The organism is Xanthobacter sp. 91, from assembly GCF_000702385.1.
Classification (GTDB): domain Bacteria; phylum Pseudomonadota; class Alphaproteobacteria; order Rhizobiales; family Xanthobacteraceae; genus Xanthobacter; species Xanthobacter aminoxidans.
Genome location: NZ_JNIB01000001.1, coordinates 4,957,986 through 4,980,918 on the forward strand (window position 1 = coordinate 4,957,986; position 22,933 = coordinate 4,980,918).

Below are 22,933 nucleotides of genomic sequence, written 5' to 3' on the forward strand. Positions count from 1 at the left end.
AGGCTCAGCCCTGCCTAGGGGGGCCGTGCTACAGTTCCGTGACACGGGGCACCCTTGCGGCATCTCCATTTGCAAGTGTGGCGAGAAGGTAACAGTGAACCGGGCTCAAGGCTAAGCAGATGCCCCGGCAGGCAAGCCCAATGGCGGCCTGCGCCTCAGGCCCACCGGCGTGCGGATTCCGCATCGATCCGCCCGTCGTGGAGGGCGCTCGCCACCAGCGCACCAGCAACGCCGGCCCGAGCGAGGGCTTCGAGATCCGCTGGCCCCCGCACGCCGCCGGCGGCATAGAGCGCGGGCGCCGCCCCCTGCCCCTCGGCCAGCCGGCCGGTGCGCTCCAGCGCGGCCATGTCCGGCCCCTCGCCGCTGCCGACGCGGGCGAGCGTCATGACGATCACGCGGGCCGGCCAGAGGCGCGCATCGCGGTGCGCACGCGCCGGCCCGCGCGGTCCAGCGGCATCGTGGTCCAGGGAGAGAATCACTCCGTCCACGGCGAGCGCAGCCTCCACGTCGGCCTCGCCGAGGACTTCGGTTCCGACGATGCTGGTGCCGAGCCGGGATCTGGCGCGGGCGACGATCTGGGCCGGATCGCACTCCCCGGCATCCACCCACAGGTCGAGGCCGGGGAAGTCGCGGACGAGTTCCGCGATCGCGTCATCGTTGCGGCCTGCCCCGGTTATGGCATCGATATCAGCCACATAGAGGGTGCGGAACGGGGCGAGCGAGAGCAGCCCCGCCACCACGTCCCGCGGCCGGGCCGAGGGGGAAAGCGGCGTGACGATGGGACGATAGGCCTCGCGCTCGCCCCTGTGGGCACGCACGACCACCCCTCCCTTCAGGTCAACGACGGGGATAAGCTGCATGTCGAGGTCCGGCTGAGCGTTGGCGAGAGGAGCCCCATGCGCGTCTTCATCTGCGAGTACGTGACATCCGGCGGCATGCGCGACAAGCCCCTGCCCGAGGCGGCCCTGGCGGAGGGGCGCCTGATCCGCGACGCCATCGTCACCGATCTCCAGGAACTTGTCGGCATCAACGTGGTGCTGGCCTATGACGACCGCCTGCCGCCGCCCAACGAGGAGGCGGTGCCGGTGCGCAAGGGCGACGATCCCTGGATCATCTGGTCCGGCCTCGCCCAGGATGCCGACGTGGTGTGGCCCATCGCCCCCGAGGCCGGCGGCCTACTGGCGCGCCTTGCCCGCCTGATGCGCGAGGGCGGGGCCCGCACGCTCGCGAGTTCCGGCGAGGCCGTCATCCTCACCTCGAACCGGCTGGCATTGGCCCGCCGCCTCGCGGAGTACGGCATTCCGCACGTCCCGACCTACCCGCTCGATGCCCTGCCCTCCGGGCTCGACGGCGATCTGGTGACACGGCCTGAGGACGGCACGGGCTGGTCCGCCGCCCGCGCCTGGCCGAACAGGGCTGCCCTGCCCCGCGCCGGTGGCCTCGTCGTCCAGCCCTTCCTCAACGGCAACCTCGCCAGCCTCAGCGTGCTGGTGCGGCCGGACGGGGTGACATTGCTCGCGGCGAACCGCCTCAGCATCAGCCACCTTGTGGGCGTGTTCGCCTTCGAGGGCGTGCAGGTCGGCGGCATCGCGGATGAGGACGGACGCCTTGCCGAGACGGCGAGACGGGTGGTGGAAGCCATTCCCGGCCTCTCGGGCATCGTCTGCATCGACGTGATCCTGACGCCGGAAGGCCCTGTCGTGGCGGAGGTGAACCCGCGCGTCACCGCGTCCTATGCCGGACTGCACGCGGCACTCGGCGTCAATCCGCTCGCCTTCGTGCCCGAACTGATCCGCGAGGGCGTGCCGCCCTCCATGCCGCGGCTGCCGCGTCCGACTCCGGTCGAGGTGAAGATCCGTTGAAAGCAGGCGGCGAAACCAATAGGAAGGCATCGAGTTTGAGGCAGGGAGCGCGCCCATGGCGGCGCCTCCGCGCGAGGATGAGATGACCTCCGAAGATCCCACCGCCCTTGCGGACACGCAGGCCGACGCGAACCCCGCGCCCCGTACCCGGCCCCACAACACCGACCGGCTGTTCCTGCGGCAACTGCCCTTCTATGCGCGTCACGGCGTGTACGACGCGGAGCGGGAGCTGGGTCAGCGCTTCATCATCGACGTGGACTGCTGGTTCGATACACGCCCCGCCGCCTGGGCGGATGATGCGGCCCTCACGGTGTCCTACCAGGGCATCTATGAGCAGGTCGCCGCGGTGGTGGGGGACGATCCCGTCCACCTTATCGAGACGCTGGCGGAGCGCATCTCCACGCGCCTTCTGGACCATTTCGAGATGGTCGAGCAGGTGCGTGTGGTGGTGCACAAGCCGGGCGCGCCTGTCACCGGCGTGTTTGGCGATGTCGGTATAGAGATCGTCCGCACCCGCTGAGGCGGGGCAAGACGAAACCCGATCGGACTGCCGTCGGCCCAGCCGGCGGATCGAAGGAGAGCACAAGGTGAGCGTTGCTGTGAGCCTCAAGACCTATCTCACGGACTGGGCAGGGAGCGACGCGTCGCGGCAGGCCGTGGCCGCCACCGTGACCGCCATCGCCGAGGCCGGGTTCGGCATCGCCGACCTCGTGGCCCGCGGCCCGCTGGAGGAGGGGCTCGCCAACATCCGTGGCGTCGATCCCAACGCCGGCGGCGACGCCCAGAAGGAACTCGACGTGGTGGCCGAGGAGCTGATCCGCGAGAAGCTCCTGCCCACCCCTACCGCCTTCCTCGCCTCCGAGGAGAGCGAGGAGCTGATCCCGCTCAATCCCGAAGGCCGCCTCGTGGTGGCGGTGGACCCGCTGGACGGCTCGTCCAACATCGACACCAACGTGTCCGTGGGCACCATCTATTCCATCATGCCCTATGACGCTTCGGCATTTTCGAAGCCCGAGGACGCGGTGATGCGGCCGGGCTCGGCGCAGGTGGCGGCCGGCTTCCTCGCCTATGGCCCGGCGACCATCCTCGTCGCCACGTTCGGCGAAGGCACGCAGGTGTTCGTGCACGACCGCCGCACCGGCGAGTTCCTGCTGGCGCGCACCGATGTGGAAATCCCCGCCGAGACCAAGGAATACGGGATCAACCAGTCCAACGTCCGGCACTGGGACGCGCCCATGCAGCGCTATCTCGCCGATTGCCTCGCCGGCAAGGAAGGCCCGCGGGGCAAGGACTTCAACATGCGCTGGGTCGGCTCCATGGTGGCCGATGCCTTCCGCATCTTCACCCGCGGCGGCGTCTACGTGTACCCGCGCGACAAGCGCAAGGGCTACGACAACGGCCGCCTGCGCCTGATCTACGAGGCCTTCCCCCTCGCCTTCCTGGTGGAGCAGGCCAAGGGCGCCGCCACCGACGGCACGACGCGCATCCTCGACATCCAGCCCCACCACATCCACCAGCGCATCCCGCTGGTGTTCGGCTCGAAGGCCGAAGTGGAAGCCATCGCCTCCTACTACTGACGCGTGCGTCCCGCGCGCCTGTGGCGCGCGGGAGAGCCTTGACCTCCCCCGGAAAAAAACGTTCGATCGTTTCCTTAAAGCGCAGCCGCCGGCAGAGCGGCGCCGAGGGAGGTGACGATGCTCGTTCCGGCCGATGACTATGCGGGGCTCAAGCGCGCCTTTTCCTGGCAGGTGCCGGCCCGCTTCAACATGGGTGTCGCCTGTGCCGATGCCCATGCGGACGGATCAGGCAAGCCGGCGCTGATCTTCGTGGAGGAGACGGGCGCGGTCCGCTCCTACAGCTTCGACGAGCTGACAGCCCTCACCAACCGTTTCGCCAACGTCCTCGTCGCCAAGGGCCTCCAGCGTGGCGACCGCGTGGCGGTGTTCCTGCCGCAGGCGCCGGAGACGGCCATCGCCCACATCGCCGCCTTCAAGGCGGGAATGATCTCGGTGCCGCTGTTCACCCTGTTCGGCGACGAGGCGCTGGAATTCCGGCTCGCCGCCTCGGGCGCGAAGGTGCTGGTGACGGATCTGGGCGGCCTCGCCAAGCTGATGCGGGTGCGGGACCACCTGCCCGACCTCGCCTATGTCTTCGTCATCGGCCCCGACAGTGGCGGCGCCCTCTCCTTCGACGCGGCGCTGGCGCAGGGCTCGGACCGGTTCACGCCGGTGGATACGGGGCCGGACGATCCCGGCATCATCATCTTCACCTCTGGCACCACTGGAAACCCGAAGGGAGCGCTGCACGGCCATCGGGTGCTGCTGGGGCACCTGCCCTGCATCGAGTTCGTCCACCAATACATGCCGCAGCCGGGCGATCTGCACTGGACGCCGGCCGACTGGGCGTGGATCGGCGGGCTGTTCGACGTGCTCTTCCCCTCGCTCTATTTCGGCGTGCCGGTGCTCGCCCACCGGGCCAAGAAGTTCGATCCCGACGCGGCCATGGCGCTGATGGCGGACCATCATGTGCGCAACGTCTTCCTGCCCCCCACCGCGCTAAAGCTGCTGCGGCAGGCGGACGTGAAGCACAGCGGCCTGAAGCTGCGCTCCCTCCTCACCGGCGGCGAGACGCTGGGGGCCGAGCTGGGCGCCTTCGTCGAGGAGCGGCTGGGTGTCGAGGCGCGGGAGATCTACGGGCAGACTGAATGCAATCTCGTGGTCGGCTCCAACTCCAGCTTTTTCCCCATCCGCCCCGGCTCCATGGGCAAGGCCATCCCTGGCCATGACGTGCGCATCGTGGATGACGCGGGCCACGAGCTTCCCTGCGGAACGGAAGGCCACATCGGCATCCGTCGCGGCGATCCGGTGATGATGCTGGAATACTGGAAGAATCCCGAGGCCACCGCGCAGAAATATGCCGGCGATTTCCTCCTGACCGGCGACATGGGCCGGCAGGATGAGGAGGGCTATCTCTGGTATGTCGGCCGCGCCGATGACGTGATTACCTCAGCCGGATACCGCATCGGCCCCGGAGAGATCGAGGACTGCATCCTCAAGCACCCGGCGGTGGCGCTGGTGGCGGTGGTGGGCGTTCCTGATGCGCTCCGCACGGAGGCGGTGAAGGCGTGGATCGTGCTGAAGCCGGGCGTTGCTCCCTCCGAGGCGCTGGCGAAGGACATCCAGGACTTCGTGAAGACCCGCCTCTCCGCCCACGAATATCCTCGCCTCGTCTCCTTCACCGATGCCCTGCCCATGACCGCCACCGGCAAGATTCTCCGCCGCGAGCTGCGCGCAAGGGGGTAGCCGGGGAGCGAGCCCCGCATTCCCCGGAAAGACTGCGGCGGAACGCGCCTCAAAGCCGTAAGCCGGCTGTAAGCTTGGCTTCCTAGTGTCCTTGCCAAACGAGGGGGAGGCTTGCGGTGCGCGCCCCCATCGCTTACGGGAGAGGCTGCCTGACATCCTTGGGCTGGCTGGTCAGCCGGACAGGTAGTGACATTCGACATGGGGGAGGCTTGCGGCACTCTCCCCCACGTTCCCGGAAGGATCTGCGCCGGCTGCCCCAGCGCGACCGTACCTTCGACCCATCGTTTCGCAAGGCCGTAGGATAACGCACAAAGAATGCCGGATTCCGCGCCTGCTCCCTTCGGTTCCTCGTCTCCCCGCGGCCCCGGCGCCATCCGGCCGAGCAGCGCCGAGCCCGAATCCGATGCGACGGACGGCGTGACCGCCGGCGCGCTGCCCGCGGTGCCGCGGCTGTCCGTCATCGTCCCCACCTTCAATGAACGCGGCAACGTCGAGCGGATGCTCGTCGGCATCGACGGCGCGCTGAAGGGCGTCCCCTACGAGGTGATCTTCGTCGACGACGATTCGCCTGACGGTACGGCAGACACCGTGCGGCAGATCGGCGAGCGGGATCCCCGCGTCCGCTGCATCCGCAGGATCGGCCGGCGCGGCCTCGCCGGCGCCTGCATCGAGGGGATGCTGGCTGCCCAGGCGCCACTCGTCGCCGTCATCGACGGTGATCTCCAGCACGATGTGAACGTGCTGCGGACCATGCTCGATCGGTCCCCCGATGCAGACCTCGTGGTTGCCAGCCGCTATGTGGATGGCGGCAGCGCCGACGGGCTGAACCGCCGCCGCGGCGCCATGAGCCGCACGGCCACCGGCATGGCGCGCCGCATCCTCGGCATCAAGACGTCCGACCCCATGAGCGGCTGCTTCCTCATCCGCCGTGCGCTGGTGGAACGCCTCGCGCCCGCCCTCTCGCCCAACGGCTTCAAGATCCTCCTGGACATCATGACAGCAAGCAAGGAACCAATGCGGGTCGTGGAAGTGCCCATGGCCTTCGCCGCCCGTGACGAGGGTGACAGCAAGCTCGACAGCCGCACGATGCTCGATTTCGTCACCCTCCTGATCTTCAAGGTCAGCGGCGGCACCATCTCGCCCCGTTTCGTCTGGTTCTCGGCCGTGGGCGGCGCAGGGCTGGTGCTGCACCTGCTGATGCTGAAGGGCGGACTGCTCGTCGGGCTCGGCTTCGCCGTGGCCCAGTCCATCGCGACCATCGGCGCCATGACGTCGAACTTCGCCATGAACAACGTCTTCACCTATCGCGACCGGCGGGTGAGCGGCCTCGCCATGCTGCCGGCCCTGCTCAAGTTCTACCTGATCTGCGGCGCCGGCGCGGTGGCCAATGTGGGCGTCGCCAGCTGGGTGTTCGAGGGCGGATGGCGCTGGTGGCTCGCGGGCGTTGCGGGCTCCGTGATCGGCGCGGTCTGGAACTTCGCCATGACCTCCCTGTTCGTCTGGGGACCGTCCAAGTGAGCGTCTCCATGCCAGGTCTCGCAAGGCCTGGCGTCGGCGACCGGCCTGCAGGCCTCAAGACGCTGCAGGACCGGATTTCCCCCGCCTCGGCCCTTGCCGCCGTGCTCGTTTTCGCACTGGCCGTGCGTCTCCTGTTCGCCGCCACCACCGGCCTCGGCAACGATGAATCCTACACCGTCGTCACCAGCCGCATCCCGGCGCTGAGCTATTTCGACCATCCGCCCATGGCATGGTGGCTGGCGCATTATTCCGCCGTTCTCTTCGGCTCGGAGGCGCCGCTCGCGGTGCGCGCGCCGTTCCTGCTGCTCTCCACCCTCTCGACCGTGCTCATGTATCTGCTCACGGCCCGGCTGTTCGGCCGCTGGGCCGGGGTGTGGGCGGCGCTGCTGATGGCGTGCGCGCCCGTGCTGGGCCTGACCAGCGCCACCTGGGTACTGCCGGACGGACCGCTCATCGCCTTCCTGCTCGCGGGAACGCTGGCGATCGCCCACGTTCTGTTCGACGAGCGGGCCCACCCTGCCCTGTGGCTTCTGGCCGGAGCCCTGGGTGGGCTGGCGCTGCTCTCCAAGTATCACGGCGTCTTCCTGTTCGCCGGAACCCTCCTGTTCCTGCTGCTGTGCCCGCGGCAGCGGAAATGGCTCGGCACCGTGTGGCCCTATGCGGGCGGCGTGGTCGCCCTCGTCCTGTTCTCGCCGGTGATTGCCTGGAACGTCGGCAACGGCTTTGCCTCCCTCGCCTTCCAGAGCGCGCGGGCGTCGGCGGCGGGCTTCCACCCGCTGATGGCGTTGATGGTGGTGGGCGGCATCGCCCTGTTCCTGACGCCGTGGATCTGGGTCGGCCTCGTGGCGGCGGCGGTGCGTGCGCTCAGGGCCCGGCCCGTCAACCCGCGCGCCCTCCTGCTCCTGTGCCTCGCGGCCGGGCCGGTGCTGGTGTTTCCGATGGTGGCGGCCTGGTCGGGCGCCAAGCCCTTCTTCCACTGGGCCGCGCCGGGCTATCTCATGCTCTTCCCCCTGCTCGGCCGGGCCACCGCGCAGCGCTGGGCCGTCAACGCCGCGATCCGGGGCTGGACGGTCTGGTCCGCGGGTTTCACGGCAGCGGGCGTGGCCGTGATCGCCACGGTCTCCATGGTGCCCTCCCTCGGCACGGCGGTCTCCGGCACCGGGGGCGACCCGCTGCGGGAACTCGCGACCTGGAGCGACCTCGACGCCGCCGTGCGGCGCCACGGCCTGACACCCGGCCCCTATGCCTTCGTGGCGACGCCCGTCTGGCATATGGGCGGAAAGGTGGGCTACGCCCTCGGCCCGTCCTGGCCGGTCGCCTGCATGGGCGACGACTGCCGCGGCTTCCTCATGAGCGACATCCAGCACGGCCGCCAAGGCGCCGACGCAGTGCTCGTGCTCGATGTCGCCGGATCGGAAGCCCAGATGAACGCCATGCGCCGGCGCTTCCAGAGCGTCGAACGGCTGGAAACGGTGGAAATCCGCCACGCCGGCACGATGGTCGCGCTGGCGGTGCTCGCGACCGGGCATGGCTATCTCGGCGATCCCTCGACGCGATAGGACTGCGGGGGCTACTTTTGGCCGCCCCGGTACCTCCTGTTCACGGACCCGGTCCATGATAGCTTGACCTTGAGCGTCGCGAGTGGGGGCGGGAAGCGGCATGTCCGGGATTTTCGACTGGCTCGAAAAGGGAATGCCGGCGGTGCTCGACGCCATCCCCGTGCCAGTGTTCGTCAAGGACCCGGACAGCCGGTTCATCCTCATCAACCGGCGTTGCGAGGAACAGTGGGGCATCCCGCGCACCGAGGTGGTGGGCGGCACGGGGGAAGGCATCTTCCCGCCAGAACAGGTGATGCGCCTCATGGAGAACGATCGCCGCGCGCTGGAGGGCTCTGCCGTCGCGTGCGACGAGGTGATGCGCAACGTCGCCCTCGGCCAGGATCGCACCCTGCACACGCTGCGGCGCGCCATCCGTGATCAGGTCGGGCGGACGTGTTCCCTCGTGGGCGTGTCCGTCGACATCACCGACATCAGGCGTACCGAGCCTGCCCTGCGCGACAGTGAGGAGAAGCTGCGCGGCCTGTTCGAACTTTCCCCCCTCGGCATCGTGCTGAACGGAATGGACGGCAGCTACCTCGAGTTCAATTCCGCATTCTGCGCCATCTGCGGCTACAGCCCGGACGAGCTGCGGCGGCTGGACTATTGGGCACTGACGCCGACGAAATACGCCTCGCAGGAGCGCGAGCAGCTCGATGCCCTGCTGACCCAAGGCCATTACGGCCCTTACGAGAAGGAATACATCCGCAAGGATGGCAGTCTCGTGCCGCTGCGCCTCACCGGCGTGCGGCTCCATGCCAGCGACGGCGGGTCCTACATCTGGTCCATCGTCGAGGACATCTCCGCCCAGAAGAAGGCGCAGGAGGCGGTCTGGTATCATGCCAATTTCGACGACATCACCGCGCTCCCCAATCGGCGCCTGGTCTACCAGCGGCTGGAGGAGGAGATCGCGCGGGCGCGCGGGACCGGCCGGCGCATGGCGCTGCTGTTCATCGACTTCGACCGCTTCAAGGAGATCAACGACGCCTTCGGCCACGACAAGGGCGACATGCTGTTGAAGGAAGCCGCGCGGCGCCTCGCAGAGCGCCTGAGCGCGGGCGATACGGTCGGCCGGCTGAACGGGGACGAATTCATGATCGTCGCCGCCGAAGACGACATCCGGCGGCTGCGCGAACTGGCGGACGACCTGAGGCAGGCACTCAGTGCCCCCTACCGTCTGGGGGCAGACCTCGCCTATTCCTCGGTCAGCATCGGCATCGCCGTGTTCCCGCAGGATGGCGAGAACGCCGAAGCGCTGGTCCGCCATGCCGACCAGGCCATGTACGAGGCCAAGGGGCTGGGCCGCAACCGCTGCCGCTTCTTCCGCAGCGCGCTGCAAGAGGAGGCGACACGGCGCGGCCGCATCGCCAACGAATTGCGCGGCGCCATCGCCGGCGACCAGTTCCGCCTGTTCTACCAGCCCATCATCGACCTTGGGACGGGCGAGGTGGTGAAGGCGGAGGCGCTGCTGCGCTGGCAGCATCCGCAGATGGGGCTCGTCAGCCCCGCAGAGTTCATCCCGGTGGCCGAGCAGACCGGCGAGATCATCGCCATCGGCCAGTGGGTGTTCGAGGACGTGCTGCGCCAGATCACCGCCTGGGACGCCGCCGGCCTGCCGCCCATCCGCATCGGCGTCAACCGCTCCCCGGTGGAGTTCCGCCAGTCCGCTGACGTGCTGGACGCCTGGGCCGAGCGCCTCGCGGAGCATGGACTGTCCGGCCGGCGCATCCTGGTGGAGATCACCGAGGGGCTGCTGGTGGAACTGAGCGACACGGTACGCGACCAGTTCGAGCGGCTGCAGGGAATGGGGATCGCCCTCTCCCTCGACGATTTCGGCACCGGGTACTCATCCCTCGCCTATCTCAGGAAGTTCGACGTCGATTTCCTCAAGATCGACCGCGCCTTCGTGCAGGGCGTCGAGCGCGGCTCCGACGATCTCGCCTTGTGCGAGGCCATCATCGTGATGGCGCAGAAGCTCGGCATCGAAGTGGTCGCCGAGGGCATCGAGACCGAAGACCAGTGCGCACTGCTGGTCACGGCGGGTTGCCGGCTCGGCCAGGGCTTCCTGTTTTCCCGGCCCCTGCCCGCCGATGCCTTCGCCGCCTATCTCCGCGGCGCGGCGCAGCACGGCTGAGGCGGGAAAGACGGGAAAGACGGGCGAGGCAACTCTGGCCTCGCTGTCCCGCAGCCAACACAAACCGCGCGTAGGCGGCCGGGCGGAAGGCGGCCCCGCGAGAGCCACGGGAAACGCATTCCCCGCCTCAGAGGCGCCCGTTAGGGGCTCGTGGGCCAGTTCCATGCTTGATCAGATAAAGTCCGAGGGCGGGCTGCGCAGGCCGATCACAGGCGGCCGACGACGACGGGCCAGAAGACGTCTGCCCAGTCGAGGCTTCGAGACGGCAACCACCCTCGCACTCACATTGTGAGCGGGGCAAAGAACCGATTGTTTTGGGATGATAAATGGCGGGAGTGACGGGGCTCGAACCCGCGACCTCCGGCGTGACAGGCCGGCGCTCTAACCAACTGAGCTACACCCCCGGACCGGCGGAAGGTCTTGCCGACCGCCGAGGAGAGCGGCGTGGTACGGCACCCCTCCGCCCAAGTCAAGCAAGCCGCGCATTTTTTGCCGGGAAGTTGTCCACAGCCCCCTTAAGATTGAGCGCTGGCAACGCTTTGCGGCACTGCCGGCATTGCGGGTTCTGACCGATGTTTGCGGGGATTCGCAGCGCGCGCGGAGGCGCGAACGGCCCACGTCCGCATGGGTGGAATCGCGGATGCCGACGTGGGGAGAGGATGGAGCTGGACATGGTGGGCGGTGACGGGCTCGAACCGCCGACCCTCTCGGTGTAAACGAGATGCTCTACCAACTGAGCTAACCGCCCGGTCGTCGCAGGACCTTCCGGCGCTATAATCCGCCCAGGCCGCAGCGGCAAGGGCGGGAATGCGGCTGGGGCGTGGAACAGCGGCTGCGCGCCGGCATGGCGCGCGTGCCCGTCCGCCGGACGCCTTCGGGAAAAATGGTTTTGGGAAACGTGGGCGCGATGGCCGGATCTCGCGCCTGGCGCGCAGGCGCTTCGTGCGCCCTGAATCCGCGAGGCTGGGGCTCGTCGGATCGGGGACGCTCCGCCCGGTACGGCCGGGCCGGGAGCGTCCGGATAGCCCCCCGGACATCGATCCGGAGAGGCACATGCAACGGCATCACGGCCGGCGCAGCGTGCGCCCGGGCCGAGAGCCGGATCAGTCGTTGACGGCTTCCTTGAGACCCTTGCCGGGGGTGAACTTCGGCGCCTTGGAAGCCTTGATCTTCACCGGCTTGCCGGTGCGCGGGTTGCGGCCTTCACGGGCAGCGCGCGTCACCACGGAGAAGCTGCCGAAACCGATCAGCTTGACTTCCTCGCCATCCTTGAGCGCCTTGGCGATGATGTCGAAGGTCGCGTCCACAGCCGCAGCCGCAGCGGTCTTCGTCAGCTTCGCCTCTTCGGCCACGGCGGCGATCAGTTCGTTCTTGGTGGTCATCTGACCTTTCCTTCCGTTGTCAGAACGCGAATCGTGCAGGGCTAGCCCTGACGAACGGCGCGAGCATCACGGAAAATAAGGCTTTTGCAAGCGCGATTGGCGCCAAACCCGCACCAATGCACGATTTTGCGCTGTGCGCCTGCGAAGAGCCTGGGCGCAGGCCACACGCGGCGACACGCCGGAATCCCGTTTAAGTCATTGAAAAAACTGAGGGCGCGCCCCGCGCTCCCCGAACGTCCGGGGATGGCGGCGACACGCCCTCTGAAAAAGTTTCAGAAACTGTTGAAACAGGCCGGGTTGCGGACAATCCGGCCTGTTTTTCGCGTCAGTGGGCGACCACGCCCGCGTTGTCCTCGTCAGCGACCGGCGGGTTGTTCACCGGACGCTCTTCCCAGGTGATGGGCTCGGGCGGGCGAACCAGCGCGTTGGCCAGTACCTCGTCCATGCGCGACACCGGCACGATCTCCAGCGCGTTCTTCACGTTGGCCGGGATATCCGCCAGATCCTTGGCGTTCTCCTCGGGGATCAGCACCTTCTTGATGCCGCCGCGGAGCGCCGCAAGGAGCTTCTCCTTGAGACCGCCGATGGGCAGCACCCGGCCGCGCAGGGTGATCTCGCCGGTCATCGCCACGTCGCGACGGACGGGGATGCCGGTGATGACCGACACGATGGCCGTGGCCATCGCAACGCCGGCGGACGGACCGTCCTTCGGGGTCGCCCCCTCGGGAACGTGGACGTGGATGTCGCGCCGCTCGAACAGGGGCGGCTCGATGCCGAAGTCCACCGCCCGCGAGCGGACGTAGGACGCCGCCGCGGAGATGCTCTCCTTCATCACGTCACGCAGGTTGCCCGTGACCGTCATCTTGCCCTTGCCGGGCATCATGAGGCCCTCGATGGTCAGCAGCTCGCCGCCCACCTCGGTCCAGGCGAGGCCGGTGACGACACCCACCTGGTCCTCGCTCTCCACCTCGCCGTAGCGGAAGCGCGGGGCGCCGATGAAGTCCTCGAGATTCTTGCCCGTGACCTTCACCGACTTCTTCTTGGAGAGCATGAGCTCCTTCACCGCCTTGCGGGCGAGGGTGGAGATCTCACGCTCGAGGTTGCGCACGCCCGCTTCCCGCGTGTAGCGGCGGATGAGCAGGAGCAGGGCCTCGTTGTCGATGGTCCACTCCTTCTCGGTCATGCCGTGCTTCTGGAGCGAGTTGGGGATCAGGTGCTTGCGCGCGATCTCCACCTTCTCGTCTTCCGTGTAGCCGGCGATGCGGATCACCTCCATGCGGTCCAGAAGGGCCGGCGGGATGTTCAGCGTGTTCGCCGTGGTCACGAACATGACGTTCGAGAGGTCGTAATCCACCTCAAGATAGTGGTCGTTGAAGGTGTGGTTCTGCTCGGGGTCGAGAACCTCGAGCAGGGCCGAGGACGGATCGCCGCGGAAGTCGGCGCCCATCTTGTCGATCTCGTCCAGCAGGAACAGCGGGTTGGACTTCTTGGCCTTGCGCATGGACTGGATGATCTTGCCCGGCATGGACCCGATGTAGGTCCGCCGGTGGCCACGGATCTCCGCCTCGTCGCGCACGCCGCCGAGGGCCACGCGCACGAACTCACGGCCCGTCGCCTTGGCGATGGACTTGCCGAGCGAGGTCTTGCCGACGCCCGGAGGGCCGACAAGGCACAGGATGGGCCCCGTGAGCTTGTTAGCGCGGCTTTGGACCGCCAGGTACTCGACGATGCGCTCCTTGACCTTGTCGAGGCCGTGGTGATCGCTGTCGAGGATCTCCTGGGCGTAGTTCAGATCCTTCTTGACCTTGCTCTTCACGCCCCACGGGATGGAGAGCAGCCAGTCCAGATAGTTGCGCACGACGGTGGCTTCGGCCGACATGGGCGACATCTGGCGGAGCTTCTTCAGCTCGTGCGTCGCCTTCTCGCGGGCTTCCTTGGTGAGCTTGGTCCGCTTGATGCGGTCCTCCAGCTCCTGCAGGTCGTCCTTGCCGTCCTCGTCGCCCAGCTCCTTCTGGATCGCCTTCATCTGCTCGTTCAGGTAGTACTCGCGCTGGGTCTTCTCCATCTGCCGCTTCACGCGGGTCCGGATGCGCTTCTCCACCTGGAGCACGGAGATCTCGCTCTCCATCAGGCCGAGCACCTTCTCGAGGCGATCGGGAACCTTCAGGGTTTCGAGCACGCCCTGCTTCTCGGGAATCTTCACCGCGAGATGCGAGGCCACCGTGTCGGCGAGCTTGGAATGGTCGTCGATCTGGCTGACGACGCCGACCACCTCGGGCGACACCTTCTTGTTGAGCTTCACATAGTTCTCGAACTCGGTGACCACCGAGCGCGCGAGCGCCTCGCCTTCGACGCGGTCGCCGACCTCGTCGTCGAGCGTGATGGCCTCGGCCTCGTAGAGGTCGGTCCGCTCGGTGTAGCGGGTAACCTGGGCGCGGCTGACGCCCTCGACCAGCACCTTCACGGTGCCGTCGGGCAGCTTCAGCAGCTGCAGCACGGTCGCGAGCGTGCCCACCGGGAAAATGGCCTCGGGGGCCGGATCGTCATCCGACGCATTTTCCTGGGTGGCGAGCAGGATATAGGTATCGCCGCGCATGACCTCTTCGAGGGCGCGAATGGACTTCTCGCGACCCACGAACAGGGGGACGATCATGTGGGGAAACACCACGATGTCGCGAAGCGGGAGGACCGGGAAGGTCTGGGACACTCCGGCAACGAGCGGCGGGCGCGGCTTCTGGCTCGTCATGACGCAATCCTTTCAAGAAGTGCACGCGCTGGATTTGGGCGCAGAACTGCGTTGCCGCGCGTGCACGCGGCCGGAGACGGGTGTGGATTTTCAATGCTGAAGCGGCTTTCGCCGCAGGAGGCACGAGGTCCGACCCCCGAGACCGGAACTTTCGAAAAGTAGATGGACACGCAACCTGCCCGTTTCAAGGGCACACCATTGACCTCTTTGGAGGATTGGCCCTTCCGGGCAAACGCCCCGAGAAGAGGGCGGACCGGCGCCACGGCCCCGGCCGTCATCTCCCGCCTCATGCCCCGGGCCCTGACCCGAACCGGGACCATCCGCCGGCCGGAAAGGGTCCGGGCCGGTTGAACTCCGGTCGCGTCCCGCCCTCTCCCGAAACCGCAAGGTCTGGGGAGAGGCGCGGGGCCCGACACGTCACGCACTGGCGCCTGCATCGCCGACGCGATCGGCGTAGATGTAGAGCGGGCGCGCATTCTGCTCGACGACTTCCCGGCTGATCACCACTTCCTCGACCCCCTCCAGACCGGGGAGATCGAACATGGTGTCCAGCAGGATGCCTTCCATGATGGACCTGAGGCCACGGGCACCGGTCTTGCGCTCGATCGCCTTGCGGGCGATGGCGCCGAGGGCCTCCTCGTGGATGGTGAGGTCGACACTCTCCATCTCGAACAGCCGCTGGTACTGCTTGACCAGGGCGTTCTTCGGCTCGGAGAGGATCTTCTTCAGCGCCTCCTCGTCGAGATCACCCAGCGTCGCCAGCACGGGCAGGCGGCCGATGAACTCGGGGATGAGGCCGTACTTCAGCAGATCCTCGGGCTCGACCTCGCGGAACACCTCGCCGGGCCGACGATCCTCGGGCGGCGCCACCTTGGCCTGGAAGCCGATGGAGGTGGAGCCCTTGGAGCGGGAGGAGATGATCTTGTCGAGGCCGGCGAAGGCGCCGCCGCAGATGAAGAGGATGTTGGTGGTGTCCACCTGCAGGAATTCCTGCTGGGGATGCTTGCGGCCGCCCTGGGGAGGAACGGACGCGACCGTGCCTTCCATGATCTTCAGCAGGGCCTGCTGCACGCCCTCGCCCGAGACATCGCGGGTGATGGACGGATTGTCGGATTTGCGACTGATCTTGTCGATCTCGTCGATGTAGACGATGCCGCGCTGCGCCCGCTCGACGTTGTAGTCGGCAGCCTGGAGCAGCTTGAGGATGATGTTCTCCACGTCCTCGCCCACGTAGCCGGCCTCGGTCAGCGTGGTGGCGTCGGCCATGGTGAAGGGCACGTCGAGGATACGCGCCAGCGTCTGCGCGAGCAGCGTCTTGCCGGAGCCGGTGGGCCCGATCAGCAGGATGTTGGACTTCGCGAGTTCCACGTCGCCATGCTTGGTGGCGTGGTTGAGACGCTTGTAGTGGTTGTGCACCGCGACGGAGAGGACCTTCTTCGCGTGATCCTGGCCGATGACATAGTCATCGAGGACCTTGCGGATTTCCTTCGGGGTCGGGATGCCATCCCGCGACTTCACCAGAGAGGACTTCGACTCTTCCCGGATGATGTCCATGCACAACTCGACGCATTCGTCGCAGATGAACACGGTGGGTCCGGCGATGAGCTTCCTGACCTCATGCTGGCTTTTGCCGCAGAACGAGCAATAAAGCGTGTTCTTGCTGTCGCTGCCGCCGGTCTTGCTCATCTCACGTCTCCTAACGCCCTCACGAACCGGACATTTGGACCGGCCGTCCCGTCAGGGCCTCTTATGGGTTTTGCACGAAGCAAAAACCTCGCCAAACCCGAATGTGGTGATCGACTTTGCAAAAGCCAATCACCCTGAGGCGACGCGATCAAGGCAGGCCGGCGACATTCCCCAGACCAAGGGATGCACCGCCGCCGACCCTAGGGTCGCGCCGTCCGCCGATCGTCTGCCCACGACCTTTCGCAAATCTGAACCCGGAACTCATTACGAACTCCGGACCCCGATGGTTCATGGCCCTGAAACGCGAAGGCCCCCACCATCAGGCGGGGGCCGACAACGCGGCATCCGATGCCGGCTTAACGACATGCAAGCGCGATCTTGCACCGCACGCAAGTGGGGCAATGCGAGAACGCCGGACGTGTTGCCCAACTATCGCTATCGCCCCGCCCGGCCTTGCGGCCAAGCTCGTGCTCGACCTCAGGCGGCCTTGGCGGCCTCGTCGGTCGGGCGCTTGTCGATCACGGAATCGATGAGCCCGAACTCCTTGGCGGCCTCGGAGGTCATGAAGTTGTCGCGCTCGAGGGCGTTCTCGATGGCCTCGAACGGCTGGCCGGTGTGCTTCACATAGATTTCATTCAGCCGCTTCTTGAGGCTGAGGATTTCCTGCGCGTGAAGCATGATGTCCGTCACCTGGCCCTGGAAGCCGCCGGACGGCTGGTGGACCATGATTCGGGCGTTCGGCAGCGCGAATCGCATCCCCTTCTCGCCCGCGGTCAGCAGCAGCGAGCCCATGGAGGCCGCCTGGCCGATGCAGAGCGTCGACACCGCCGGCTTGATGAACTGCATGGTGTCGTAGATGGCGAGGCCCGACGTCACCACTCCCCCGGGGGAGTTGATGTACATCGAGATTTCCTTCTTCGGATTGTCCGCCTCGAGGAACAGCAGCTGCGCCACCGCAAGGGTGGCCATGCCGTCCTCGACCGGGCCGGTCAGGAAAAGGATGCGCTCCTTCAGGAGGCGGGAAAAGATGTCGTAGGACCGCTCGCCACGGTTGGTCTGCTCGACCACCATGGGGATCAGGTAATTCATATAAGTATCGACTGGATCACGCATCTTAAGACCCCCGGGGGCGCATAGGGAGGGCGCGGGTAGAGGCACGCCGCTGCCGGCGTGCCGCGCGAATTCGTCGCAGGACGGATCGCGACCCGAGCCTCAGGCCGCCTTCTCGTCCTCGTCATCCTTGAAGAGCTCTTCCTTGGTGACCGTCTTCTCGGTCACGTTGGCAAGCTCCAGGAGGAAGTCGACGACCTTCTCCTCGAACAGGGGAGCGCGCACGGACGCCAGAGCCTCGGGGGTGCGGCGGTAATAGTCCCACACCTGCTGCTCCTGGCCGGGGAACTGGCGGGCCCGTTCGACCACCGCGCGCGTCACCTCGTCGTCGGAAACCTGGATATTGTTGCGCTCCCCGATTTCCGCAAGCACTAGGCCGAGGCGCACGCGACGCTCGGCGATGCGACGGTAGTCCTGGCGGGCCTCGTCCTCGGTGGTGCCTTCATCGGCGAAGGTGCGGTTCTGGGCGGCGAGATCCTCGTTCACCCGGCTCCACACGCCGTAGAATTCCTGCTCCACGAGGCCTTCCGGCACGTCGAACTTGTGAGTCGCGTCGAGGCCGTCGAGCAAAGCGCGCTTCACCTTCTGGCGGGCGGCGCCGGCATATTCCTGCGCGATGCGGGCCTTCACGGTCTCGCGGAGCTTCTCAAGGCTCTCCTGGCCGAGGGTCGCGGCGAAGGCGTCATCGAGCGCGATGGCGCCGGGCGCGTCGACGGACTTCACGGTGACCTCGAAGGTCGCGGCCTTGCCGGCGAGTTCCTTGGCGGCGTAGCCCTCCGGGAAGGTCACGTTGAGGGTGCGGTTCTCACCGGCGGAGGCGCCGACGAGCTGCTCCTCGAAGCCGGGAATGAAGCCCTTGGAGCCGAGCAGAACGTCGATGTCCTGGCCCTCGCCGCCCTGGAACTTCTCGCCGTCCACATAGCCGGTAAAGTCGATGGTCAGGCGGTCGCCGTCGGCGGCCGGGCCTTCCTTCGTGGCGAAGGGGCGGTTGGCGTCGGCGATGCGCTGCACGGCCTCGTCCACCTCGGCCTCGGTCACTTCAACCACCGGCTTCTCGACGGAGATGTCCTTGAAGTTGCCGAGCTCGATCTTCGGCAGGATCTCCAGCTCCACGTCGTAGGCGAGGTCCTTGCCGCCATCGAGCAGGGTCTGGAACTGCGGGTCCTCCTCGGGACCCTTGATCCGGGGCTGGAGCGCGAGCTTGAAGCCGTGCTCCTCGACGATCTTGCCGTTGGTCTCGTTGACGGTCTGCTCGATGATCTCGGACATCACGGACTTGCCGTAGACGCGCTTGAGATGGGCCACGGGCACCTTGCCGGGGCGGAAGCCGTTCAGCTTCACCTGACCCTTGAGCTCGTTGAGCCGGGCGTCGGCCCGGGCGTCGAGGTCGGCGGCGGACACCACCACACGGAAAGCGCGCTTGAGGCCCTCGGCCCCGGTCTCGGTCACCTGCATCGTCTTGCCTTCACATCCTCATCGCGCCAGGCGCGTTAACTTGAATTCAGCGCTGTCACCGGCATCCCGCGGCAATCGCCGGAGGCCGCGCGGCACGGTGGACCTGCCCCGACCGGACCGCCTTGCGGCGACCGACGCGCGGGCTTGCGGCGGCATTGGTGCGGGCGGAGGGTTTCGAACCCCCACGACTTGCGTCACGGGAACCTAAATCCCGCGCGTCTACCAGTTCCGCCACGCCCGCGGCCCCGTCTCGCCAAAGGCCCGTCGCGCCCAAAGGCCCGTCATGCCTGCGAGGTGTCGCCGGGCACGGGAACGGCACCGACGCGCTTGAGCGCACGACGCCTCCGGGCACAGCTCCACCGCTCGCGCACGAGGCCGCACGCGCCGTTCGGGTCGCGGCTTATATCATGCCCGTGCGGTCGCGCAGCAAGAAAATGGCGCCCGCAACCGCGCGCTCCCCATGGCGCTCGCCTCACGGCACGACGCCGCATCTCCGCCCGCGAAGCAGGCCGGCGGAGCGTATGGCCCGGCGGACGGAAGATTGAGAGCTGCCAAGCTCCCGCTCGCAGACGCGATCAACGCACGCGTGGCGCCGACGGCGCGGTCCGTGCCGCGGCGCTGGGGAGAGCGCGAGCAAAGCCGCTTGCCCTTTTTCCGGCCGCGTAACATGGTCCACCCACCCCGCCAGGAGATGCAGCGTGAGCCCGTCGATTCCCTCTCGTCGCAACGTTCTCAAGGGGGCTGCGGCCCTGTCGTTCGCCGGCGCTGCCGGTACCTTGTTGCCGGACTGGGCGTTGGCGCAGGGCCAGGGCGCTAGCCCCGTGGCGCTCGCGGCCGCGGAAGGCAGCCGGCCGGAGATCGCCGGCCAGGGCAACCTTGCGCTCTTCAACGATTCTCTGCCGGGTCCTGTCCTTCGCGTGACGAAGGGGAGCGAGCTTCAGGTCCAGTTCGCCAATGCGCTCAAGGAGAGCGTGGCCCTCACGTGGCAGGGCGTGCGGATGCCGACGGATGCCGCGACCGCCGCCTCCGCTGCCGTCGCGGGCGGGCAGAACAAGCTCATCCGGCTCACGCCCAAGGATGCCGGCACCTTCTGGTACCACGCGACATCCCCGGCCCTCGCCCGCCGCGCGCTCTCCGGCGCGCTCATCGTGGCCGAGCCCGGAACCCCGGCCTACGCTTCGGACAATCTCCTGTTCATCCAGTCGTTTCCGCCCGAGAGCGGGGTGCCGATCTTCCCGGTGAACGGCGAGTTCTCGCCGACCTTTCAGGGCCCGGCCAGCGGCCGCAGCCGGCTGCGGCTCGTCAACGCCACGCCCCTGTTCCTGCGCCTGCGCCTGAAGGGCCCGGCGGCCTACGCCATCGCCATCGACGGGCAGCCGGTCGCCCAGCCGTTCGAATTGAAGGATGGCCGTCTCCAGATGCCGCCGGGCGGGCGGATGGATGTCGCCGCCACCATCGACGACGCGGATGCCACCATCATCGAGGTCGAGACCGCCCAGGAGCCGATCCGGCTCGCGGTGGTCACGCCCGTCGGCCCCGCCGGCCCGATGCCCTCCGGCCCGCCAGCGCCGCTCCCGGCAAATGATTTGCCGGCTGATATTCCCCTCAAGGACGCCGTTCGTGTGGAACTGCCCATCGGGGGGAAGAGCGGCGCCCCGGCCTCGCTCGGCACCGTGAAGTCAGGCAAGGCAATGGTTCTGACCCTGGCCAACAGCCTCGACGCTCCGGTTTCGGTCCATGTCGCCGGCCATGCGGTCCGGCTGCTTGATAGCCTCGACGATGGCTGGAAGCCGTGGTGGCACGACACAGTTCCTGTGCCGGCTAAAGCGACAGTAAGGGTGGCCCTTCTGGCCCAGGCGACCGGGACATGGAGCGTCACGGCGCAGCGGGGCGGCGATGGCGAGGTGGTCGCCTCGGCCACCTATCAGGTCACGGCCTGACCGGTTTTCCCTGTCGAATCACAGATCTATCCCGCCGGGACCACCCGGCGGCGGGGCGCATGCGCTCCGCTTTGGCGCGCGAGGACGTCACGGGCCAGACAAGGCGTCTCGCTCTGATTCGTTTTCGGACGTCAAGCTTTTTCGATGGCAGCATATAGCCGGCTATAGACCCCACGCAGCCCCTCGGGCAGATCGTCTGCGATGAGCCCCGGCCCCGCCTCGCGGGCGGCCTCTCCGTGAAGCCACACGGCAGCGCACGCCGCCTCGAAGGGCGGCATGCCCTGCGCCAGCAGGCCGCCTGCGATGCCGGCCAGCACATCCCCTGCCCCGGCTGTCGCCAGATAGGCCGGCGCATTCTCGGCGATGGCGGCACGGCCGTCGGGATGGGCGATCACCGTGTCGGCGCCTTTCAGCACCACCACGGCCCCAAGCCTGCGCGCGGCGGCACGCGTGCGGGCGAGCTTGGAGGGCGCCTCCAGCACCTCCCCGTCGCCACGGAACATGCGGGCAAACTCCCCCTCATGCGGCGTGACGATGAGACCGTCGCTGCACGCCGCCACGGCTGCCAGCGCCCAGGGCACACCCTCGTAGCTGGTCAAGGCATCGGCATCGAGCACCAGGCGCCGCCCCGGGGCAGCCACGTCGATCTTCGCTCGCGTCTGCTCCCCACCGCCGAGGCCCGGCCCGAGCACCACCGTGTTCAAGCGCCGGTCGGCCAGCAGCTCCGCCAACTCCCCTGCCCCATCCACCGGGCGGGGCATGATGGCGGCATAGGAGGCGGCCTGCAGCGGCAGGGCATCACGGGGCAGGGCGATGGTGACGAGCCCGGCGCCAGCCCGCAGCGCCCCACGGGCGGAGAGGCGGGCGGCGCCGGAGGTCCAGGCCGGTCCGCTCACCACGACGGCATGGCCGCGGGAATATTTGTGCCCGCCGGCGGCGGGAACGAGGAAGGCGTCGCGCCAGAGGGCCGGCATGTCGACGAACGTCTGCGGGCGAATCGCCTCCAGCGCCTCGTCGGGAATGCCGATGTCCGCCACCCGCACCCGGCCACACAGGCTGCGCCCCGGCTCCAGCAGATGCCCCGGCTTGCGGCGAAAGAAGGTGACCGTCTCCACCGCCTGCGCCGCTGCGCCGCGCACCTTGCCGGTGGCGCCATCGAGGCCCGATGGCAGGTCCACGGCGACGATGGGCTTGCCGGACTGCGCCATGCGCTCCACCAGCGCCCGCGCCGCGCCATCGAGGTCGCGGGCGAGGCCGGCGCCGAACAGGGCATCCACGATGACGCCCGCCTCGTCGAGATCGACGGCCGCCGGCTCCTCCACCGCGCCCCGCCAGCGCTCGGCGGCGCGGCGCGCGTCGCCGGTGAGCTTGTCGCGGTCCCCCAGCAGGGCGAGGCGCACCTTGAAGCCCCGCTGCGCCAGCACCCGCGCGGCGACGAATCCGTCGCCGCCGTTATTCCCCGGCCCGCAGAGCACGAGGATGCGCGTGGGATAGGGGTAGCGCGCGACCGCATCGGCCACGGCGGTGCCCGCGCGGTCCATCAGCGTCATGGACGGCGTGCCCAATTCGACGGCGAACTTGTCCGCGCGCGCCATTTCGTGTGGATCAAGCAGTGCGTACACCGATGCCCCCGTCCTCAGATGCTCAGATCATGCTCACGTCGGCGAACTGAAAACCCGCAAGTAAGCCCAATATTTCATCACAACGACTAAGAATTATGCACATCATCCGACCAACGCTGCCTGTCTTCTGCATGGGCAAATGACGCAAGGCATGGCACATATCATGCTTACAAATGGCGTCTCGACCGTACGGCGGCGGATCGGGTCAGGGAGACGGAGCGGATGAAGAAGATCGAGGCAATCATCAAGCCCTTCAAGCTCGATGAGGTGAAGGAAGCCCTCCAGGACGTCGGCCTGCAAGGCATTACCGTTACGGAGGCCAAGGGATTCGGCCGCCAGAAGGGCCATACGGAGCTCTACCGCGGTGCCGAATATGTGGTCGATTTCCTGCCTAAGGTGAAAATCGAGGTTGTCCTCTCCGACGATATGGTAGATCGAGCCGTCGATGCCATTCGCCGCGCGGCCCAGACCGGGCGGATCGGAGACGGGAAGATCTTCGTGTCGTCCATCGAAGAGGCGATCCGTATCCGGACCGGCGAATCCGGCCTCGACGCGATCTGACGCGTCCAAAACAAACCGTC

The 22,933-nt window shown here is 67.6% G+C and carries 16 protein-coding genes and 3 tRNA genes; 9 read left to right on the plus strand and 10 right to left on the minus strand.

The annotated features are described in order from the left end of the window. Positions 1–155 precede the first annotated feature (155 nt). Positions 156–860, minus strand: coding sequence for a HisA/HisF-related TIM barrel protein (locus A37E_RS0123150; protein ID WP_029558799.1), 705 nt, complete (start codon positions 858–860; stop codon positions 156–158). Between the two features lie 36 nt (positions 861–896). On the opposite strand from A37E_RS0123150, the gene A37E_RS0123155 reads away from it, so the two are divergent. The 7 genes from A37E_RS0123155 (at position 897) to A37E_RS25590 (ending at position 10,411) form a co-directional block, all read left to right on the plus strand. Beyond that, positions 897–1,862, plus strand: coding sequence for an ATP-grasp domain-containing protein (locus A37E_RS0123155; protein WP_029558801.1), 966 nt, complete (start codon positions 897–899; stop codon positions 1,860–1,862). 55 nt (positions 1,863–1,917) lie between these two features. Continuing rightward, entirely contained in the window at positions 1,918–2,382 is a 465-nt protein-coding gene (gene folB / locus A37E_RS0123160) for a dihydroneopterin aldolase (RefSeq protein ID WP_245279410.1), read from the plus strand. A 67-nt stretch (positions 2,383–2,449) separates the two neighbouring features. Beyond that, the gene (locus tag A37E_RS0123165) at positions 2,450–3,439 is read left to right on the plus strand and encodes a class 1 fructose-bisphosphatase (RefSeq protein ID WP_029558804.1); all 990 of its coding nucleotides are present in this window, start codon (positions 2,450–2,452) and stop codon (positions 3,437–3,439) included. 117 nt (positions 3,440–3,556) lie between these two features. Next, positions 3,557–5,164, plus strand: coding sequence for an acyl-CoA synthetase (locus tag A37E_RS0123170; RefSeq protein ID WP_029558805.1), 1,608 nt, complete (start codon positions 3,557–3,559; stop codon positions 5,162–5,164). A 315-nt stretch (positions 5,165–5,479) separates the two neighbouring features. After that, on the plus strand, positions 5,480–6,682 hold the full coding sequence (locus tag A37E_RS0123175) for a glycosyltransferase family 2 protein (protein WP_081837743.1): 1,203 nt from the start codon (positions 5,480–5,482) through the stop codon (positions 6,680–6,682). A gap of 8 nt (positions 6,683–6,690) precedes the next feature. Next, positions 6,691–8,241 (plus strand): glycosyltransferase family 39 protein, encoded by a 1,551-nt coding sequence (locus A37E_RS0123180; protein ID WP_029558807.1) that lies wholly within the window; start codon positions 6,691–6,693, stop codon positions 8,239–8,241. A gap of 100 nt (positions 8,242–8,341) precedes the next feature. Beyond that, a complete protein-coding gene (locus A37E_RS25590) occupies positions 8,342–10,411 on the plus strand; it encodes an EAL domain-containing protein (protein WP_051679285.1) in 2,070 nt (689 codons plus the stop codon). Positions 10,412–10,738: 327 nt separating this feature from the next. On the opposite strand, the gene A37E_RS0123190 is transcribed toward A37E_RS25590, so the two are convergent. The 8 genes from A37E_RS0123190 to A37E_RS0123225 form a co-directional block, all read right to left on the minus strand. Continuing rightward, positions 10,739–10,815 (minus strand) — tRNA-Asp (locus A37E_RS0123190). A gap of 268 nt (positions 10,816–11,083) precedes the next feature. Further along, a tRNA-Val gene (locus A37E_RS0123195) sits at positions 11,084–11,159 on the minus strand. A gap of 355 nt (positions 11,160–11,514) precedes the next feature. Further along, positions 11,515–11,793: an HU family DNA-binding protein gene (locus tag A37E_RS0123200; protein ID WP_024278722.1), complete on the minus strand. Its 279-nt coding sequence runs from the start codon at positions 11,791–11,793 to the stop codon at positions 11,515–11,517. 325 nt (positions 11,794–12,118) lie between these two features. Continuing rightward, positions 12,119–14,539, minus strand: coding sequence for an endopeptidase La (gene lon, locus A37E_RS0123205; protein WP_024278721.1), 2,421 nt, complete (start codon positions 14,537–14,539; stop codon positions 12,119–12,121). 417 nt (positions 14,540–14,956) lie between these two features. After that, positions 14,957–16,225: an ATP-dependent Clp protease ATP-binding subunit ClpX gene (gene clpX / locus A37E_RS0123210; protein ID WP_024278720.1), complete on the minus strand. Its 1,269-nt coding sequence runs from the start codon at positions 16,223–16,225 to the stop codon at positions 14,957–14,959. 477 nt (positions 16,226–16,702) lie between these two features. After that, entirely contained in the window at positions 16,703–17,338 is a 636-nt protein-coding gene (gene clpP, locus A37E_RS0123215) for an ATP-dependent Clp endopeptidase proteolytic subunit ClpP (protein ID WP_024278719.1), read from the minus strand. 99 nt (positions 17,339–17,437) lie between these two features. Then, positions 17,438–18,790 carry a trigger factor gene (gene tig, locus A37E_RS0123220; RefSeq protein WP_029558810.1) on the minus strand — a complete coding sequence of 451 codons (1,353 nt, stop codon included), beginning with the start codon at positions 18,788–18,790 and terminating at the stop codon, positions 17,438–17,440. Between the two features lie 156 nt (positions 18,791–18,946). Then, a tRNA-Leu gene (locus A37E_RS0123225) sits at positions 18,947–19,031 on the minus strand. A 457-nt stretch (positions 19,032–19,488) separates the two neighbouring features. On the opposite strand from A37E_RS0123225, the gene A37E_RS0123230 reads away from it, so the two are divergent. Continuing rightward, positions 19,489–20,730: a multicopper oxidase family protein gene (locus A37E_RS0123230; RefSeq protein ID WP_081837745.1), complete on the plus strand. Its 1,242-nt coding sequence runs from the start codon at positions 19,489–19,491 to the stop codon at positions 20,728–20,730. A 131-nt stretch (positions 20,731–20,861) separates the two neighbouring features. On the opposite strand, the gene A37E_RS0123235 is transcribed toward A37E_RS0123230, so the two are convergent. Continuing rightward, entirely contained in the window at positions 20,862–22,325 is a 1,464-nt protein-coding gene (locus A37E_RS0123235; RefSeq protein WP_029558813.1) for a bifunctional ADP-dependent NAD(P)H-hydrate dehydratase/NAD(P)H-hydrate epimerase, read from the minus strand. A 249-nt stretch (positions 22,326–22,574) separates the two neighbouring features. Between A37E_RS0123235 and A37E_RS0123240 the strand changes: the two genes are divergently transcribed. After that, a complete protein-coding gene (locus tag A37E_RS0123240; RefSeq protein ID WP_012115561.1) occupies positions 22,575–22,913 on the plus strand; it encodes a P-II family nitrogen regulator in 339 nt (112 codons plus the stop codon). Positions 22,914–22,933 lie beyond the last annotated feature (20 nt).

Coding starts and splice junctions, on each gene's coding strand:
- A37E_RS0123150 (WP_029558799.1), bottom strand. CDS start 860: ATGCAGCTTATCCCCGTCGTTGACCTGAAGGGAGGGGTGGTCGTGCGT.
- A37E_RS0123155 (WP_029558801.1), top strand. CDS start 897: ATGCGCGTCTTCATCTGCGAGTACGTGACATCCGGCGGCATGCGCGAC.
- folB (WP_245279410.1), top strand. CDS start 1,918: ATGGCGGCGCCTCCGCGCGAGGATGAGATGACCTCCGAAGATCCCACC.
- A37E_RS0123170 (WP_029558805.1), top strand. CDS start 3,557: ATGCTCGTTCCGGCCGATGACTATGCGGGGCTCAAGCGCGCCTTTTCC.
- A37E_RS0123175 (WP_081837743.1), top strand. CDS start 5,480: ATGCCGGATTCCGCGCCTGCTCCCTTCGGTTCCTCGTCTCCCCGCGGC.
- A37E_RS0123180 (WP_029558807.1), top strand. CDS start 6,691: ATGCCAGGTCTCGCAAGGCCTGGCGTCGGCGACCGGCCTGCAGGCCTC.
- A37E_RS25590 (WP_051679285.1), top strand. CDS start 8,342: ATGTCCGGGATTTTCGACTGGCTCGAAAAGGGAATGCCGGCGGTGCTC.
- A37E_RS0123200 (WP_024278722.1), bottom strand. CDS start 11,793: ATGACCACCAAGAACGAACTGATCGCCGCCGTGGCCGAAGAGGCGAAG.
- lon (WP_024278721.1), bottom strand. CDS start 14,539: ATGACGAGCCAGAAGCCGCGCCCGCCGCTCGTTGCCGGAGTGTCCCAG.
- clpX (WP_024278720.1), bottom strand. CDS start 16,225: ATGAGCAAGACCGGCGGCAGCGACAGCAAGAACACGCTTTATTGCTCG.
- clpP (WP_024278719.1), bottom strand. CDS start 17,338: ATGCGTGATCCAGTCGATACTTATATGAATTACCTGATCCCCATGGTG.
- tig (WP_029558810.1), bottom strand. CDS start 18,790: ATGCAGGTGACCGAGACCGGGGCCGAGGGCCTCAAGCGCGCTTTCCGT.
- A37E_RS0123235 (WP_029558813.1), bottom strand. CDS start 22,325: ATGGCGCGCGCGGACAAGTTCGCCGTCGAATTGGGCACGCCGTCCATG.
- A37E_RS0123240 (WP_012115561.1), top strand. CDS start 22,575: ATGAAGAAGATCGAGGCAATCATCAAGCCCTTCAAGCTCGATGAGGTG.